A 17799-nucleotide genomic window follows, 5' to 3' on the forward strand; every position below is an offset into this window, starting at 1 on the left:
TTCTGCGCCATTATGGGGTACTGGATTACTCACACCTTACCCCGCTGATCCGGGCTTGTACCCGAAGCGCTCAAGCCCAGGGAGCCACTGCTATCAGAGTTCACAGGCTTTAACGCCAGCGGTAAACCGGCGACAACCAGAGAGACTCTGTCGGCCTTGGCGGCCAGCGCCTGATTGAGCCAACCGGCCTCATCGACAAAACGCCGACTCAGCTCCCCAAGCGGCACTATGCCGGAGCCGACTTCGTTGCTCACCAACAGCAGATCGCCGTCAAACTCGGCTACCGCCTGCAGCAAGGCCGCGCGTTCGCTAGCCATATCGGCACCAAAGAAGAGCTGGTTACTGAGCCAAAGCGTCAGGCAGTCTACCAATACCGGCGCTCCAGAGCCTGAGCGCTGCACAAGCGCCTTGGCCAAATCGAGCGGCACCTCGGCCAACTGCCATTCGAGGCTGCCGCCTTGGCGCGCAGTTTGATGGTGGGCGATACGCCGGGCCATCTCCTCATCGGCGGCCTCGGCCGTTGCCAGATACCAGGGGCGGACATTGGCCGGGCACAAGTCGGCCAGTTGCCGCTCGGCGTAACCACTCTTGCCGCTGCGGGCACCACCCAGAATAAGATGGATCATGCCGGGCTGCCCCCCAATGCCAGCAACAGCATATAAACCGCCAGCTCACTCACCTGCTGCGCCGCTCCCAGGGTATCGCCGGTGTAACCGCCAATCTGGCGCCGGAACCAGAACACCAGGGCCCAACGCAGTAACAACATGGTCGGCAGTAGCCAGAACAGCAGCGTGGTGGACAGCACTGCCGTCAGCACAATTCCAGTCAGCAGCAAAATACCCAGCTCATTGAGCCCCTGCTGCTGCGCCAGAGGTTTGCTCTTGCCCTCGTCGCGAACATAGGTTTCGCTGAAGATAATGCTGGCCGCCGTCACCCGGCTGACACAGTGCGCCAATACCAGGGCCAGCGCCGCCTGGTTGATGTCGTAAAGTGCCAACTCCAGCAGTAACTGGTACTTGAGCAGCAACACCAACACCAATGCCAAGGCGCCATAGCTGCCAAGGCGGCTGTCTTTCATGATTTTCAGTTTGTCTTCTACCCGCCAACCGCCGCCGAAACCATCGGCGGTGTCGGCCAGGCCATCTTCATGAAAACCTCCGGTAACCAGCACACTGCTAATCATCGCCAGCACTATGGCGATGGAGCTTGGCAATATGCCAGCGGCCAGCAGTAACACCAAGGCGGAGATCAAACCCACCACCACGCCCACCAGGCCAAAGTAGCGGCTGGCCTTGTTGAGGCTGTCGCTATCCACCGTCAGGGCGCTGGGCACAGGAATACGGGTGAAAAAACCTATTGCGATCAAAAACAGCCGCAGCTGCCCGAGCCAGAATCCCATCAGAGCACCTCTTGGGTAGCTGGCTCTACCACCTTGTCGACCCCGGCTTCACCAAAGCTGGCCATCTGGTTGTAGAAGTTGGCCGCCGCCTGCACCAAAGGCAGCGCCAGCGCCGCGCCCGAGCCTTCACCCAACCTGAGCCCAAGCCGCAGCAAAGGCTTGGCGGACATGGCATCGAGCAGCAACTTGTGGCCGCGCTCTTCGGACTCATGGGCAAAAATAAGATAATCCCTCACCCCCGGCGCCAAACGCACAGCCGCCAGCGCCGCTGTCGACGCGATAAAACCGTCCACCAGCACGGGCACGCCAAATTCGGCCGCCGCCAACATGGCCCCTGTCATCTGCACTATTTCAAAGCCTCCGAGGCAGGCGAGGATACTGAGCGGCTCGGTCAGCTCGCAGTGGTGCAGCAGCAGAGCCTGCTCTATCAGCAGGCATTTGCGCTTAAGCGTCGCGGCATCTATGCCGGTGCCGCGGCCGACACATTCACTCACAGGCAGGCCGGTCAGAGCAGCCATCACTGCGGCGGCAGAAGAGGTGTTGCCTATTCCCATCTCCCCCAGCGCCAGCAGGTTGCTGCCGGCATCGATATGGCGTTTTACCAAGGTGCGCGCCATGGCAAACCCTTGATGCACAGCGCCCAGTGTCATGGCGGCGCGTTTGTGGATAGGCCCGGTACCGGCGCCCAGACGCTGCGCTGTAACCTCGGGGATCCCCAAGGGGCTGAGAATGCCGCAGTCAATCACCTCCAGCTCGAAGCCGGTCTGGCGACAAAACACATTGATGGCGGCGCCGCCGGCAACAAAGTTGAGCACCATTTGGGTGGTCACCTCGCTGGGAGCAATCGACACCCCGGCCGCGGCAATACCATGGTCGGCGGCAAACACCAGCATCACGGGGCGGCGAATGACCAACTCATCAGTGGCGGAACCGAGCTGAATGCGCCCCAATTGCAGCGCCAAAGCCTCCAGCTCACCCAAAGCCCCCAGGGGTTTAGTCTTGTTGTCTATGCGAGCCTGAATCGCGTCATCCAGCGCGCGATTGATTGCTGCAACCTGGTACATCCTTCCCTCTCTTATCGTTATTGGCCGCGTTTACGCAGCACCATCAGGAAAAACAGACTACCGATGGCCGAGGTGATCACCCCCACCGGCAGCTCTTGGGTGGGCAGTATGCTGCGAGCCAGCACATCGACCCAAACCATAAACAGGCCGCCCGCCAGTGCCGTCAGCACCATGGGGTGCTGCCCCGGCAGCAACAACCTGACAATATGAGGCACCATCAGCCCTACAAAACCTATCCCGCCGCAGTGGGCCACCAAAGTGGCGGTAATAAGCGAGCATAACAGCAGCATGGAAACCCTGAGCCTTTGCACCCTGATCCCCAGAGTGTGGGCGGTTTCATCACCGGCAAGCATCGCCAGCACCTGGCGCTTGAAGGCCAGGATCACCAGCAAGGCCGCCAGCACCACCAGAGTGGGCAATGCAAGCCCATCCCAGCTGGCACGGGCAAAACTGCCCAGACTCCAAAACAGCAAGGAGGTGGTGGCCTGCGGGGTGGAAAAATACAAGATCAAGCTGGTGAGGGCGCTGAACATAAAGGAGATGGCGACCCCGGAGAGTAACATTCTCTCTATCTGGTTGCCGATATTCCTGCCCGCGAGCAGCAGTACCATGAGCACAGCCAAACTGGCACCGATAAAGGCTCCCAGCGGCAGCGATACCCCGGAGATGGCCGAACTCAGCCCAAGGCCGGTCGCTAAGGCGACCGAGACCACGGCGCCGAAGCTGGCGCCCGAGCTGATACCGAACAGGTAAGGATCAGCCAGCGGGTTGCGGGTCACCGCCTGCAATACATAACCCGACAATGCCAGACCGCTACCGGCGATAAAGGCCAGCAAGATACGCGGCAGGCGCAGATCCCAGACGATACGCTCGCTGATGGCGGACGGCTCACCCACGCCCAGCAGGTGTTTACCAATCACTCTTGCCACATCGAAGAGGCTGATATCGGCGGCGCCAAAACCGGCTGCGGCCAAGGGTGTCAACACAGTGCCGAGCAGCAACAGCAGCCAGCACCAGTAAAGTCTGGGCAAGGGCCTGAGAAACCAGCCGATAAGCGAGCGCCCCGGTGCGGCCACGGAAGTATTCATGCGCCACCTCCCACCGAGCCTGGGCGCCGATCAGTTTCCTTGTGGGCAACACAGGTTTCGGCCGAGGCAGGCCCTGCCATTGGCTCGACTATCGCAGCGCCGTGAACCTTACCACTGGCGAGCGCCGCCGAGCTTACAGCCTTGCCGTGACCAGGCTCTGGCGACTGATAGCCGTAAAAGTAGTGGATCAGCGGCCGTCCCAACTGCGGATGCGTCCCCACCTGACAGCAAACACCGAAGACACCGGCAATTCTGTCTTCGGTCAATACGCTCTGGGGCGAGCCATGGGCAATACGGCGGCCGTTATCCAGCAGCAAGAGTTCGTCACACAGGGCCGAGGCCAGATTGAGATCGTGAATCGAGGCGATCACCGTGACCCCCAGGCTGCGCACCAGCTCGAGGATCTGGATCTGATAGCGGATATCCAGATGATTGGTGGGCTCGTCCAGGATCAAAAGCTTGGGGCGCTGCACTATGGCGCGGGCAATCAGGGCCCTTTGCTTCTCACCGCCGGAAAGCTGCGCGAAAGGCTCTGCGGCCTTGTGCTGCAACCCGACCTGCGCCAATGCCGCCTGCACCTGGGCATTGTCGGCCGCCGAGGGCATATCAAACAACCCCTTGTGGGGAGTCAGTCCCATGGCCACTAATTGAGTCAGATCCAGTGCCAGTTGGGCCGGGGTATCCTGCAGCACCACGGCCACCTCTTTGGCGAAGGCTTTGGCTGACAAACTATTGATATCCTGACCAAACAGCTGGATCTGGCCGCTATCCGGGCGGATATAACGATAGAGGCAGCGCAGCAGGCTCGACTTCCCGGCACCATTGGGGCCTATGAGCCCGAGCATCTTGCCAATTGGCAGCTCAAAACCCACATCGGCCAATACGCTGTGACCACCGGGAAGCCAGCTAAGCTGTTGCACCTTGAGTGCCAGGCTCATAACCGCCTCCCGACATTGAGCCTGTGACCGGCAGAAGGCTCAGGCTGCAGTGGAAGAATCATCTATTAGCTCCCCCGGTTTACCCGCCCGGGTTTCTGGTTTGGTTTATCAGCCTGGGCAGGTCTCCTGACTCGTCGCCAATGGCGACTCACAGTTGCGGGCACAGTCCGGGCTTTCCCGGTTCCCTGGGTTGGTTCACCTGCAAAGGCGCCAACACCCTGGCTGCTGCCGCACTTGGCGGCTATTTGGGGTTATTATCCCGGTTTTATCGCCCGGCACAATTGCCTGGCGCAATAGCGCAGCACTATTGCGGCCAGTGGAGCTTGCTGAAACACCGCCATTCCTGGTCACTTTCACCGCTGGCATCACGGCTGGCATAGAGGGTTATTCTGACCCAGGCCGCATAAGGTAGCTCCAAGGCGTTGAACACTGCCGCAGGCGGCATCTGCCCCGGCAGCAAAATCTCGGCCAACAGCAGCCGGATAACCCCGCTGTGAGTCAGGATCAGCGCCGCATCGGCGCTTGCTGAAGAACCAGAATCTCCTGAAACAGAGCCTTTTGAACCAGAGCCTTTTGAACCAGAGTCTTGCAAACCAGAGCCTTTTGAACCAGAGCCTTCGGAAGAATTAGCCTCTCTAGCAAGCCAGCGCTGCACCATAGTCTGCCAGCCATCCAACACCCGGCTACGAAAGGCTGGCAGCGATTCCCCGCCCGGCGGAGTATTGGCCACGGGGTCACGCCAAAAGGCTTTGGCCGCCTCGCTATGCTGCTGATAGACACTCGCCACCTTCATGCCGTCCCAGTCACCGAAGTCCAGCTCCCAGAGCCAGTCATGCTGCTGCAGCGGTGGCGGGAAATAATCAGGCATATCGGCCTTGAGCTCGGCGGCAAAAGCCTGGCAACGCTGGGCCGGAGAACTCAGCAGCGCCAAGCTTTGGGGCGCACTCGGCAACTGCTCCAGCTCACTACTGATAGCCCGCCAGCTGCGCCACATCTGCGCTTTGCCCTCATCGCTCAGGGCCACATCACTGCGGCCGCGGATAATCTCACCGCCTTCACATTCGCCGTGCCGCAGCAGATAGATATTCAGTTGCCTATGTTCAGCCACACACTTCTCCCATCAGAGTCCGGTGGTTACCGGACCAATTTAACCTTGCCGCAGGCCGCCGGAATCCGTATATTATGGACGTCTATACGTATAAATGTCCAAAATAACTTTCCGCGCCCACACACGCCTTTGGCTATCATGCCAGATAGTGCCCCGGGCGTCAGGTCGGCAGAGATGATGTCGCGGATGCCAAGCGCCGCGAATGTAAAACAGCAATAAGACAGGTATGAAAGGTAACCCTATGGCGACTTCACAGCACTCCCAAAGCCAGACAGAGCTCAAGCTCAAACAGACCCTCAAAGAGCGGATCCTGATTTTAGATGGCGCGATGGGCACCATGATCCAGGACTACAAGCTGGAAGAAGCCGATTACCGCGGCGAGCGCTTCAAAGATTGGCATTGCGATGTCAAAGGCAACAATGATCTGCTGGTACTGACCCAGAGCGAGATCATCAAGACCATTCACAGGGAATACCTGCTGGCCGGTGCCGACATCATAGAAACCAACACCTTCAACGCCACCACCATTGCCATGGCCGACTACGAGATGCAGAGCCTGGCGGCGGAGATCAATTACCAAGGCGCCAGAATCGCCCGAGAAGTGGCCGATGAAGTGGCCGCCACCAGCGGTATTCCCCGCTATGTGGCCGGGGTGCTCGGCCCCACCAACCGCACTTGCTCCATCAGCCCGGATGTGAATGACCCCGGCTTTCGCAACATACATTTCGACGATCTTGTGTTGGCCTACAGCGAATCCACCGAGGCGCTGATCGCCGGTGGCGCCGACATCATTCTGGTGGAAACCATCTTCGATACTCTCAATGCCAAGGCGGCGCTGTTTGCCATCGAAAATGTGTTCGAGAAACTGGACCAAAGATTGCCGGTGATGATTTCCGGCACCATTACCGATGCCTCGGGCCGCACCCTGACAGGGCAAACCACAGAGGCCTTTTACCATTCTCTCAGACATATCAAGCCGCTGAGCATAGGCCTCAACTGCGCCCTGGGCCCGAAAGAACTGCGGCCCTATGTCGAGGAGCTTTCCCGTATCAGCGAGTGCTTTGTCTCGGCGCATCCCAATGCCGGTCTGCCCAATGAATTCGGCGGCTATGACGAGACTCCGGCGGAGATGGCAAGCGTGATAGGCCCCTGGGCCGAAGAGGGACTGCTCAATATTGTCGGCGGCTGCTGCGGCACCACGCCTGCGCATATCAAGGCGATTTCTGAAGCCGTTAGCCTCCATGCACCAAGGCCGCTGCCTGAACTGCCGGTGGCATGTCGCCTCTCCGGACTGGAACCCCTGACCATAGATGCAAGCAGCCTGTTTGTGAATGTGGGCGAGCGCACCAATGTCACCGGCTCGGCCCGGTTTCTCAAGTTAATCAAAGAAGGCCAGTACGAAACCGCGCTGGAGGTGGCCCGTGACCAGGTAGAAAACGGCGCCCAGATCATAGATATCAACATGGATGAGGGCATGCTCGACGGGGTCGAGATGATGCAGAAATTCCTCAACCTTATCGCCTCCGAGCCGGATATCAGCAAGGTGCCTGTGATGATCGACTCCTCCAAGTGGGAGGTGATTGAGGCCGGGCTCAAGTGCATTCAGGGCAAGGGAATAGTCAACTCCATCTCCCTCAAAGAGGGCGAGGCCAAGTTTATTGAACAGGCCAAACTGGTGAAGCGCTACGGCGCCGCCGCCATCATCATGGCCTTTGATGAACAAGGCCAGGCCGACACCCGGGAGCGCAAAACCGAAATCTGTACCCGCGCCTACCGGGTGCTGGTGGATAAGGTGGGCTTCCCGCCGGAAGATATTATCTTCGACCCCAATATCTTCGCCATCGCCACCGGCATAGAGGAGCACGATAACTATGCGGTGGACTTTATCGGCGCCATTGAAGATATCAAGGCCAACCTGCCCCATGCGATGATTTCCGGCGGGGTGTCCAACGTTTCTTTCTCCTTCCGCGGCAACAACCCGGTGCGGGAAGCCATTCATGCCGTATTCCTCTATCACGCCATCAAGGCGGGTATGGATATGGGCATAGTCAACGCCGGTCAGTTGGCCATCTATGATGATATCGACCCTGAGCTGAAGCAGAAGGTAGAGGCCGTGGTGCTCAACCTGCCGTGCCCGGTTGCCGACTCCAGTAACACAGAGCAACTGCTCGAGGTCGCCGAGAAGTATCGCGGTGGCCCGGGCGGCGCAGGCAAGAAAGAAGATCTCGAATGGCGCAAGTTGCCGGTCAACAAACGCCTGGAACACGCGCTGGTGAAAGGGATCACCGAATACATAGACGCCGACACCGAAGAAGCGCGCCTGCAGGCCAGGCGGCCGCTGGATGTGATTGAAGGCCCGCTGATGGACGGCATGAACGTGGTGGGCGATCTCTTTGGCGCCGGTAAGATGTTTCTGCCGCAGGTGGTCAAGTCCGCCCGGGTGATGAAAAAGGCGGTCGCCTATCTCAACCCCTATATCGAAGCCGAAAAAGTCGAAGGCCAGAGCAACGGTAAAGTGCTGATGGTTACGGTCAAGGGCGATGTTCACGACATAGGCAAGAACATAGTCGGGGTGGTGCTGGCCTGTAACGGCTATGAAGTGATAGATCTCGGTGTCATGGTGCCGGTGGAGAAGATCATCGAAGTCGCCAAGGCCGAGAAGGTCGACATCATAGGCATGTCCGGGCTCATTACCCCGAGCCTGGATGAGATGGTGCACAACGTTAAAACCTTCGAGCGCGAAGGTCTGACCCTGCCGGCGATTATCGGTGGTGCCACCTGCTCCAAGATCCATACCGCAGTGAAGATAGCGCCTCATTATCCCCATGGCGCCATCTATATCGCCGATGCATCGCGCGCCGTGCCCATGGTCAGCAAGCTCATCAACAATGAAACCCGCCAGGCCACCATAGACGAAACCTATCGCGAATATGAAATGATGCGCCAAAAGCGTCTGTCGCAGACCAAGCGCAAGCAGATAGTGCCCTTGCAGGTAGCACGGGATAACCGCTGCAGCCACGACTGGGCCAACTACCAAGCAGTGAAGCCCAACACCCCGGGGATCCAGGTGTTTGACGACTATCCGCTGGAGGACTTGCTCGATCGCATCGACTGGACGCCGTTTTTCCGCGCCTGGGAATTACACGGTCATTTCCCGCAAATACTGGATGACGAAGTCGTCGGTACTGAGGCCCGTAAAGTCTATGCCGACGGCAAGGCGATGCTGAAGCAAATCATCCAAGAGAAGTGGCTCACCGCCAAGGGGGTTATCGGCCTCTTTCCCGCCAACAGCGTCAACTTCGATGATATCGAGATCTACACAGATGACTCTCGCAGCCAAGTGTTGCTGACCACCCATCATCTACGGATGCAGCTGGAGCGGGTGGGCAACCACAACTTCTGTCTCTCTGACTTTGTTGCTCCCAAAGAGAGCGGCGTGGCCGACTATATGGGGGGATTTGCGGTCACCGCCGGCCATGGCATCGATGCCCATATTGCCCGTTTCGAGGCGGCCCACGATGACTACAGCGCCATCATGCTCAAGTGTCTGGCCGACCGCCTGGCCGAAGCCTTCGCCGAGCGGATGCACGAGCGGGTGCGTAAGGAGTTCTGGGGTTATGCCAGCGAAGAAAACCTGGATAACGAGGCGCTTATTCGTGAAAAGTACAAGGGCATACGCCCGGCTCCTGGCTACCCTGCCTGCCCGGACCACACGGAAAAAGGTCTGCTTTGGCAGCTTCTTAAGCCAGATGAGTGTATCGACCTCAAGATTACCGAGAGCTTTGCCATGTACCCCACGGCAGCGGTCAGCGGCTGGTACTTTGCGCACCCGCAATCACGCTATTTTGGGGTAAGCAACATAGGCCGAGATCAGGTGGAAGACTACGCCCGCCGCAAAGGGATGACTGTGGCCGAAGCCGAGAAGTGGCTGGCCCCTGTGTTGGATTATGATCCTGAGTGATCTGACAGGCTCTTAAGCGAACAACTGAGCCGTTCAGGGGCTCTCATCTTTTCCCATCAGAGCCCCTGATTGCTGACCATTGTTCCGCTTTAAAACAAGCGCTCCCCAAAACCCGTTATTGTCTCCAATCACAGCCCTCTGGGCTTTCGTCCTGATGACTGGTGTAAAGGCCGCGAAAACATCAGCATCTATATCAGCGGTGTTGGATATCCCGAAGGATTATTAGCAATGAGTCAGCTTAGGTTCAGGAAGGATAAAAACATGCACTCCCCAACCAGCCAAACAAAACCTAACCAACTGTTAAATAATAAAATTATAGAGATATGCTTGGGCCATCAACGGCTAGTAATGCCTTACATCCAAGCCGGTAAACTGACGCGGTGCACATATAGGACTTGTTCACAACTTGCCTAATAATTCCAACTTAACCATTTTTAAATATATAGCATAATCAATCAGATATAGGCTTTTATAACGGTAATTCCTGCATCTTCCCCTCCCCTCATAGTTATCACACAAGATCTGAAGCTATCTCTGTGACAAGGCTCTTATTGTTCTATTTTTTGAGACAAAGAGACACACAGTTGCAGGCTTCTGCAAGCGCTTAACTTACCTTAAAGTATGACTCATCAACCCGATAAACATTCTGATAAAACGACTTAGCAGTCTTAGGAGTCTATGATGAAACTGAACAAAATAATGATGATGGCTGCAGGAGCAGCATTGGTATGTAGCAGTGCACAAGCAGTCGAAATAGAGTACTTCGCCGGGGCAGGCCTGGGCTACCAGGCTGATGAAATTGAGGGCGTAGTCAATAAAGACACCGAAGATATGAGCTATCAGGCACGTATAGGTATGCTGATTGAACAGCAACACCGTATTACCGGTACTTTTGGTTACATGGAAGATAAGTTCAGCGTTGCCGCCAACAACTACAAACAGGAGCAGTACAGCTGGCTGGTATCCTATGATTACCTGTTACCGGTACATAAAGATGTCAATCTGTTCGCCGGTGTCAGTATGGGCGCCAATGACAACAAGATTGCCGGCAAATCTTCAACTGATTTCGTCTGGGGTGGTCAAGTCGGTGTCCAGTACAAATGGAGTGAACATTTCTCCTCAGACCTTGGCTATCGTTACCTGGCCCAGGACTATGAAAAGAACGGCATCGAAATTAATGACAGCCAGCAAGTGTATTTGACCTTGGATTACAAGTTCTAAACTGTATTGACATGGTTTTCAAAGGGTACTGATAGTTTAAGTACCCGGGAATTTTAAACTCATTCTTCTTCATTCATCAATTATTGACCATTTGGCAAGTGCCAGTCAGCTTTAGGGCGACTGGCATTTTTTTTATCATGTTGATTTTTATCACATTGGTTGTTACTTAATGCCTATGCCCCACAGATAGGAGCTTAAACCAGCAGCAAATAGATTGATGGAAAGCAAGCGGATGGAAACAAGCTTTCAACAAGGCCGGATGCGATTATGTATATCGCTGAAAATTAAATAAAAAAATCCGATGACTGTTAGCCACCGGATTTTTAACTCTATAAATAAAACTGCAAACGCTCAGGCTAATAATTCACGCTTTACCTGAGCTGACTATCAGTAACCTCAGTCTTCCACAGGGGAAACTACAAACAGCAGATCGCCTTGGGAGACCTGTTGGCCATTGCTGTTGAGGATCCGCTCAATGCGATATTTCTTATCCTCTGGATACAACTCGGCACCCTTGCGGTTGAAGCCTGCCAGTGTCACCTGAGAGAACATCTTCATCGCTTCGGTCAGTGCCAACGTCTGATCGACAGTCACTATGTCGCCTTCCTTGACGAAGTCGGCTTCGCCCGGTGCCGGAGAGGTATAGAAGATACCCGCGCCCTGAGCCAACACCTTGAGCTCGTTGGACTCACCCACACGCAGCGATTCAGTATCCACACCTTGAGTTTCGGCGGCAGCTTCCATTTCGGCGATCAGGGCTGGGATATCCAGCTCAGCCATCAGACGCGGCAGATAGTTGGTGTCATACACGCCTTCACGGAAGGTCTCGTCGGCCAGGATCCGCTTCAGCAGCGGGATGTTGGTGGCGATACCCTTGATGACCACCTGATCCAGATAGTCATACATCTTGGCAATCACATCGTCCCGGCTGTCACCGCGGATGATGATCTGGGCAATCAGGCTGTCGTAGTATGGCGATACTTCTTTGCCATCGGCCGCGATAGAGATGATTTCCACATCATCGCGCTCTGGCATCACGCACTCAGTGATAAGACCCGGGTTTGGCACCAGCTGCAGTATGCCCTGGCTGTCCAGAGCTGCCTTCTCGGCTGTCACCCGCACTTCCATCGCATAGCCGATTTCCTGCGGTTGCAGATCTTCAATGGAGCGACCGGCTGCCACATCGAATTGCGCGCTGACGATATCAATACCGGAAGTCGCTTCGGTTACCGGGTGCTCTACCTGCAGACGGGTATTCATCTCCATAAAGTAGACTTCGTTGGCATCCAGGTTATAGATGAACTCAACGGTACCTGCGCCCATATAGTCGGTGGCATCACCCAGAGCACGGGTGTATTCCATCACCTTCTGCTTGAGTTCTTCAGGCAGCATGGTGGAACCGGACTCTTCAATCACCTTCTGGTTGTTACGCTGCACCGAGCAGTCACGCAGACCCAGTACCTTGGTGTTGCCGAACTTGTCACGCAGCAACTGGACTTCGATGTGACGCAGTGAAGTCACATATTTTTCCAGGTACAGGTCACCATTACCAAAGGCGGCAGCCGCTTCGGTGGAGGTTTTCTGGAACAGGCCAATCATATCCTCGGGGCGCTTAACCACTTGGATACCCTTACCGCCACCACCTTGTACCGCTTTGAGCAGTACTGGGTAGCCGATTTCGTTGGCCACGTTAACCGCTTGCTCGGCGTTGGTCAAAATACCGTGAGAGCCAGGTACCACGGGCACATTCTGTGCCTGAGAGGTCTTGATGGCGTTGGACTTGTTACCCATGGTTGTCATCGAATGCACACTTGGGCCAACAAAGTTCACGCCGTTGTTCACACACAAGGCGGCGAATTGTGGGCTTTCCGACAGGAAGCCAATCCCGGGGTGCAACGCGTCTACCTGCTCATACTCGGCCACTTTCAGCACTGAGTAAGCGTTCAGGTAGGACTCGTCGGAAGTGTTACCACCGAGACAAACCAGCTTGTCGTTTTCCTTGAGCATGTCGGCAGGAACCGACGTCATATCAGGATCGGACGCCACCAGTACCACATTGATGCCATTGTCGTGCGCCTTGCGGATCAGTTTCACCGCTGTACAGCCTCGGGCGTGTACCAGCACCTTGTCGATAGGCTTCATCAGGGCACGAGGATCGTCCTGAACTATCTCTTCGCTGACCTCTTCTACTTCAACCACCAGAGTCGACAGCGCATTGGTCAGCACATCACTTATCTCGGCGTTAGGCATAGGCATCAGAGGATCTATGCTCTTGAGCTGTTCATCGAGCTGAGTGCTGAATGGGTTGTTGACCAGGCCATTCATCGCTCCGGGCACCTTGGACAGGTAGTTGGACAGAGTCGAAGTGGATGGCAGGTAAGCAGGTACCACCATCTGACCGGCAAACGGCATATTGGTACCGGACAGATAATAAGTCTGCACCAGAGGGTGAGTCACGAAGGATGCCTGGGCTCCACCGGTACAGTCACCGAAACCGAACATCAGCACAGGCAGTTCGTTGTCACGCACGAAACGGGTAATACGGTCGTTTACCACGGCCATGGAGAACAGCGCAGCAGCCCCTTCTTTGGTCTGCATACCGCCGGAGCTGATAAAGCAGATCACCGGCAGCCTGCGCTTGGCACACTCAATAAGCAGCGCAGAGAACTTCTCGGCACTGGCCATATCGAAGGCACCGGCCTGGAAGGCGGTGTTGGATACGGCAACCCCGACACGCAGCGCCTTGCCGCCATGTTCAAAGTCCGCCAGACCCGTGATCAAACCACAGGGGCGAATGCCCTTGTCGAGAGCATCTTCAATAGAGAGACGGAAGCCAGGGAAATTAAGCAGGTTGGCCGACATCTTGTCGCCATTGATCTCATCGAAGTTCTTGAAGAACTTGGCGATGATATTTTCCCAGGTCATATTGCCGGCTTTCTTCTCGTCACGCAGCACCTTCTGGATCAGCAGATCCTGGTAACCCATGGTCAAACGGTTCCAGAAGTCCTTACGACGACCGATACGCACCGGGTTGATGGCACCTGTGTACTTGCCCTTATCCTCTTCGCTGTCGAAGTATTCCGGCAGCAGACGTTCAAAGAAGTAAGTCAGGATAACGAACAACGAATCGTTCAGCTGTGGGAAACCTACACTCTTCCACTGCTCTGTCTTGGTCAGCAGTTCGGCGCGGTTGGACTGTGACATGAAATACTTCAGCCACTTGTAGAACTTGCTCTTGTCGTTGGCGGTATCCTGAGTGGAAATCGCCCGGTCGATAGACTTGTGCAGCAAGCCATCAACAGACTGACGCGACAGGCTCTTGGCCATCATGGCTTCCTTGGCGATAGAGGCCAGGTTACCCACGACATTGTCGTACAGCGCGTTAAAGATCAGGATGTTGTAGCACTGCCAAATAAAGTCTTCACGCAGCTCTTCATTGACCACGACATCCAGTACTGTCAGTTGGTTCAGTTCAGGCCAAGGCGCCTGAGTCACTTCTGCCGGCAGAGTTTCCAGATAGTGGATAAGCCCCTTGAAGTTGTTGGCCGCATTACTCTTCCAACGGTGATACAAAGACCAACCAATGTTGAACAGCAGCGCCTTACGGGCCTTCTTGTAGTTCTCTTTCGGCTCACCCAGGATCAGACGGGTCAGCATGTTGCGCTCGGTGGAAACGTCATCACGCTTGGAGATGAAGTTACTCCACAGCTTGTTGAGTTCTTCGTCGTAAACCAGCTTGTCCGGGCTGGACAGCCAAGCCTGGAACACCTTCTCCTGCTCCTTATGGATCCTGGCCAACAGATCCCCTTCCGGCACACTCACCTTGGACAGGCGACCATACTGATCCATGGAGATGGAGTGAATACGGCTACGCAGAGTCAAATAACGCAGATAACGGTAGGCGCTGCCGAACAGGTTAAGGTGCATGGTCGGGCTGATGGCAACCGACATTTCCGAGTTGGATTCCAACGCCTTGAGGCTTTTGGAAGGCTCGAGGAAACGCTTGAGGCTGCGATCATAGTGTTCGCGCAGGTCATCGGATTCTTTTACAAACTGCACTGCGGCGCGTTCAATGGCTTCGATGGCGCTGATGATGGCGCGGCGCAGATTGTGCTGACGCTCGTCGCGATCATAAGGAGAGAAATCCACAATGCCGTCGATACAACCTGAGGTGTAGAGCTCTTCTGGGGACACGCCAACAGACTTGGCACACTCCTGCCATGAAAGGTTGTACTTGCGGGCAATGCTCTGCAGGCCCTGAGGCTGAATGGTGTTGAAAATACCATCGCGCAGCGACAACAGTATATTGGCCGCCGCCAGTGGAATAGCCCCGCCCGAATAACCGGCGCCAATCACTATCCCCAAAGTCGGTACATCGACGTTGGCACTTTCAGCAATCGCCTTGGAAATAGAATGCGCCTGGTTATGGCTATTGGCCACCTCACCAGCATCGGCTCCTGGGGTATCAATCAGGTAAACTATGGGCATGGACAATTCGGCAAAATGACGAATCGCCTCACAGGCCTGCAGGTGGTGCTCTGGCATCCAGGCACCGTTGGCCGTGGTGCGCTCCTGGGCAATAAAACCGATTCGGCGATTACGCCCACCAAAGTTCAGCTCGATTTCGGCGCTGTAGAATGGGCCGTTGTGGCTCTCGGCGATCATCTTGCCTTTCAGATCAGCAATGATTCGCTTGGCACCTGGGCGGTTCTTGTCCTGGGTAGGCTGGATAACTTTGGCAACATAGCCATCCACATCCAACTGCGCCAATGACTTTAAGTTACTCTGGATGGCATCGTCATCCAACAGACCCTTTATCTCTTCTGAAAGGCTCTGTTTGCTGTGCTCTGGGAACAGCGAAAAATCCTTAGCCAAATGCTCCGCCTGCAAAAACAGGGGATCCGGAGTCTGGGCTTGAGTCGTGTTTGCGGGCTGCTTCTTGCTGGTCATCTATCGATCCTCTGCTAAGCCTCTGAAATTTTTTAGCCAGTAAATATACCTTTGTTATCCCGTCAAATGCCATTAAACTGCCTTAGACGCTATGTTCCATTTTTGAGACAGTAATAAAAACATGCCAGATTTGAATGGGATGCTCCTATTTGCAGCAGTGGTCAGAGCAGAAGGCTTCTCTCAGGCAGCCCGTGAAACCGGCCTGCCAAAGTCTACCATTAGCCGAAAAATCGCCCAACTGGAACAACAGCTTGGGGTCCGTCTGCTGCAACGAAATACCCGCTCAATAAGCCTCACTCAGGTGGGCGCGCTCTTTTATCAACACTGTGACAGCATCTGCAACGAAGTGGAAGCGGCAAAAGCCACAATCGAGAATACCCATAACGATGTTTCCGGTTCATTGCGGATTGCGATCCCGGTTTCATTCAGCCAAGAGTTAATCGCCAATCTCTGCAGCGGCTTTATGCGTCTCTATCCGGGGGTCGAACTGGATGTACAGTTTACCGATGCCGATGTGGGCTTGGTAGGCGAAGGCTATGATATCGCCATCAAGTATGGCCCACTGCAGCCTTCGGATCTTGTCGCCAGGCTCCTGTTTGAACGTCAGCCGATTCTGGTGGCAGGCCCCGGCTATCTCAAGTCCAAAGGAACGCCGGCAACCCCGAGAGATCTGGCCCGCCACGATGGTATCTTGCTGGGTACCTCCCGTTCGGCCCCCATCTGGCCGCTGGGCAAGGGTAGCCGCAAAACCATGGCCAGCTTCAGGCGCCGCACTCGGGTAAACAGTGCCATCATGGTCAAGCAACTGGCGCTGGATGACTTTGGCATCGCCATGTTGTCCCATTCGGTATGCAAGAACGAACTGGCCAGTGGCGCCCTGGTGCAGCTGCTGCAGGAGTGGCCCATAGAGCCCTTCAAGGTCTATGGCGTCTATTCCTCCCGTCGACAACTGGCGACCAATATCAGTGTATTTCTGGACTTCTTTACCAAGCGCTTCAACAGTCAGGAATCGCTGCAATCTTTGATGATGTAGCCAATCTTTGCAGATGAAAATAGGGCGAGGAATCAATAATACAGCACACAAGTTGGCCTTCTCTGACTTATTTTTTGGCTCTCTATATTCCAAGCCTGCCATACTCAAGGCAGTCGCAGTTCCTGCTTGAGCACCTGTTTCACCAGTTGTTGGCGCAACGGTAACTGGCTTGCGGAGGTCAGATCCAGATTAATGGCGAAATAGACAGTATTGTCGTCCAACTCCAACCAACCGACCCACCAACCTATGGCCGGCGTTTGCTGTACACCATAGCCTGTCTTGGCGCGAATAATATAGTCAGTACTCGCTTCGGTCAGCATCATCTGTTTGACAATTCGCTGGCTGCGCTCAGACACAGGCAACTTGTTGTCATGCAGTTGCTGCAGAAAATCCACTTGTTGGAACGCCGTTATCCTAAGTTGACCGTCGAGCCAGAAGCTGTCCGCTTGGCCACCGATATCCTGATTACCATATTCCAGTTGCCGCACCATAGCTGCCATCACTTTGGGGCCTATCTCCCTGGCCAGCTGCTGATACACAGGCACCACGGAGTACTTCATTGCGGTGCGAAAACTCTGATCCCGGTTCCAGGCAGCAATTTCCCGAACTTTTCCGTCCCAGCTAAAACGACTGGTTTCATCGCGCACCGCCCCGGTTTGCAACGCAATCAGGCTAGAGGGGATCTTGAAGGTAGAAGCAGGAATAAAGCCTTCGGCGGCGCGACTTAGATTGTTGGATAGCCCCAAAGAACGCTTTTGATCCCAAAGCAGCAAACAGCCTTTAACACCTGCAGATTCAAACAACTTGTCCCAGCGGCGTACCTCTTGCCAACCCTCGACCGTGACCTCAGAGCCGACTTCACTGACCTTGGTCTGCGCCGCTGCCACTGCCTGCGTTTGCTGAGCCAATAAACACAACAACATGGGCAGCAGCAAACGCTTACTCAGGCGCTTTCTGTGCAAACCTTTATTCATCTCATTCCCCTTTAATTCCCGGCGGTCAAAGCAACAAGCATACAATCCTGGAATGAATAATTA

Annotated in this window: 11 protein-coding genes and 1 riboswitch; of the genes, 3 read left to right on the forward strand and 8 right to left on the reverse strand. The window is 55.3% G+C overall.

Translation table 11 applies throughout. The annotated features are described in order from the left end of the window. Window positions 1–29: 29 nt before the first annotated feature. From cobU to WKR14_RS17325, 6 genes are all read right to left on the reverse strand, one after another. Window positions 30–626 (reverse strand): bifunctional adenosylcobinamide kinase/adenosylcobinamide-phosphate guanylyltransferase, encoded by a 597-nt coding sequence (gene cobU, locus WKR14_RS17300; protein ID WP_234555532.1) that lies wholly within the window; start codon window positions 624–626, stop codon window positions 30–32. Beyond that, window positions 623–1399, reverse strand: a complete 777-nt coding sequence (locus WKR14_RS17305) for an adenosylcobinamide-GDP ribazoletransferase (protein ID WP_101052783.1) — start codon at window positions 1397–1399, stop codon at window positions 623–625. The genes cobU and WKR14_RS17305 overlap by 4 nt, the downstream gene beginning before the upstream one ends. Continuing rightward, the gene (gene cobT, locus WKR14_RS17310) at window positions 1399–2463 is read right to left on the reverse strand and encodes a nicotinate-nucleotide--dimethylbenzimidazole phosphoribosyltransferase (protein ID WP_287591538.1); all 1065 of its coding nucleotides are present in this window, start codon (window positions 2461–2463) and stop codon (window positions 1399–1401) included. Before cobT ends, WKR14_RS17305 begins: the two co-directional genes overlap by 1 nt. Before the next feature lie 17 nt (window positions 2464–2480). Continuing rightward, complete coding sequence (locus WKR14_RS17315; protein WP_101052779.1) at window positions 2481–3551, reverse strand: FecCD family ABC transporter permease; 1071 nt, start codon at window positions 3549–3551, stop codon at window positions 2481–2483. Next, entirely contained in the window at window positions 3548–4489 is a 942-nt protein-coding gene (locus WKR14_RS17320; RefSeq protein ID WP_287591535.1) for an ABC transporter ATP-binding protein, read from the reverse strand. Before WKR14_RS17320 ends, WKR14_RS17315 begins: the two co-directional genes overlap by 4 nt. A 98-nt stretch (window positions 4490–4587) precedes the next feature. Then, window positions 4588–4725, reverse strand: a riboswitch (cobalamin riboswitch). A 68-nt stretch (window positions 4726–4793) separates the two neighbouring features. Continuing rightward, complete coding sequence (locus WKR14_RS17325) at window positions 4794–5597, reverse strand: histidine phosphatase family protein (RefSeq protein ID WP_287591532.1); 804 nt, start codon at window positions 5595–5597, stop codon at window positions 4794–4796. Between the two features lie 241 nt (window positions 5598–5838). On the opposite strand from WKR14_RS17325, the gene metH reads away from it, so the two are divergent. Next, a complete protein-coding gene (gene metH, locus WKR14_RS17330) occupies window positions 5839–9558 on the forward strand; it encodes a methionine synthase (RefSeq protein ID WP_339087041.1) in 3720 nt (1239 codons plus the stop codon). Between the two features lie 678 nt (window positions 9559–10236). Then, entirely contained in the window at window positions 10237–10779 is a 543-nt protein-coding gene (locus WKR14_RS17335; RefSeq protein WP_224866062.1) for an outer membrane beta-barrel protein, read from the forward strand. Between the two features lie 396 nt (window positions 10780–11175). Here the strand turns inward: WKR14_RS17335 and WKR14_RS17340 are convergent, their stop codons facing one another. Next, the gene (locus WKR14_RS17340; protein ID WP_339087042.1) at window positions 11176–15729 is read right to left on the reverse strand and encodes a biotin carboxylase N-terminal domain-containing protein; all 4554 of its coding nucleotides are present in this window, start codon (window positions 15727–15729) and stop codon (window positions 11176–11178) included. Window positions 15730–15850: 121 nt separating this feature from the next. Here WKR14_RS17340 and WKR14_RS17345 point away from each other — a divergent pair, with 121 nt between their 5' ends. Further along, the gene (locus WKR14_RS17345) at window positions 15851–16762 is read left to right on the forward strand and encodes a LysR family transcriptional regulator (protein ID WP_339087043.1); all 912 of its coding nucleotides are present in this window, start codon (window positions 15851–15853) and stop codon (window positions 16760–16762) included. 104 nt (window positions 16763–16866) lie between these two features. Here the strand turns inward: WKR14_RS17345 and blaOXA are convergent, their stop codons facing one another. Continuing rightward, complete coding sequence (gene blaOXA / locus WKR14_RS17350) at window positions 16867–17736, reverse strand: OXA-55 family carbapenem-hydrolyzing class D beta-lactamase (protein ID WP_339087044.1); 870 nt, start codon at window positions 17734–17736, stop codon at window positions 16867–16869. Window positions 17737–17799 lie beyond the last annotated feature (63 nt).

This window comes from Shewanella chilikensis (assembly GCF_037953065.1).
GTDB classification, from domain to species: domain Bacteria; phylum Pseudomonadota; class Gammaproteobacteria; order Enterobacterales; family Shewanellaceae; genus Shewanella; species Shewanella chilikensis.

What these genes read in the sequence shown, in the direction of transcription:
- cobU (WP_234555532.1), bottom strand. Translation starts at nt 626, where the DNA reads ATGATCCATCTTATTCTGGGTGGTGCCCGCAGCGGCAAGAGTGGTTAC.
- WKR14_RS17305 (WP_101052783.1), bottom strand. Translation starts at nt 1,399, where the DNA reads ATGGGATTCTGGCTCGGGCAGCTGCGGCTGTTTTTGATCGCAATAGGT.
- cobT (WP_287591538.1), bottom strand. Translation starts at nt 2,463, where the DNA reads ATGTACCAGGTTGCAGCAATCAATCGCGCGCTGGATGACGCGATTCAG.
- WKR14_RS17315 (WP_101052779.1), bottom strand. Translation starts at nt 3,551, where the DNA reads ATGAATACTTCCGTGGCCGCACCGGGGCGCTCGCTTATCGGCTGGTTT.
- WKR14_RS17320 (WP_287591535.1), bottom strand. Translation starts at nt 4,489, where the DNA reads ATGAGCCTGGCACTCAAGGTGCAACAGCTTAGCTGGCTTCCCGGTGGT.
- metH (WP_339087041.1), top strand. Translation starts at nt 5,839, where the DNA reads ATGGCGACTTCACAGCACTCCCAAAGCCAGACAGAGCTCAAGCTCAAA.
- WKR14_RS17335 (WP_224866062.1), top strand. Translation starts at nt 10,237, where the DNA reads ATGATGAAACTGAACAAAATAATGATGATGGCTGCAGGAGCAGCATTG.
- WKR14_RS17340 (WP_339087042.1), bottom strand. Translation starts at nt 15,729, where the DNA reads ATGACCAGCAAGAAGCAGCCCGCAAACACGACTCAAGCCCAGACTCCG.
- WKR14_RS17345 (WP_339087043.1), top strand. Translation starts at nt 15,851, where the DNA reads ATGCCAGATTTGAATGGGATGCTCCTATTTGCAGCAGTGGTCAGAGCA.
- blaOXA (WP_339087044.1), bottom strand. Translation starts at nt 17,736, where the DNA reads ATGAATAAAGGTTTGCACAGAAAGCGCCTGAGTAAGCGTTTGCTGCTG.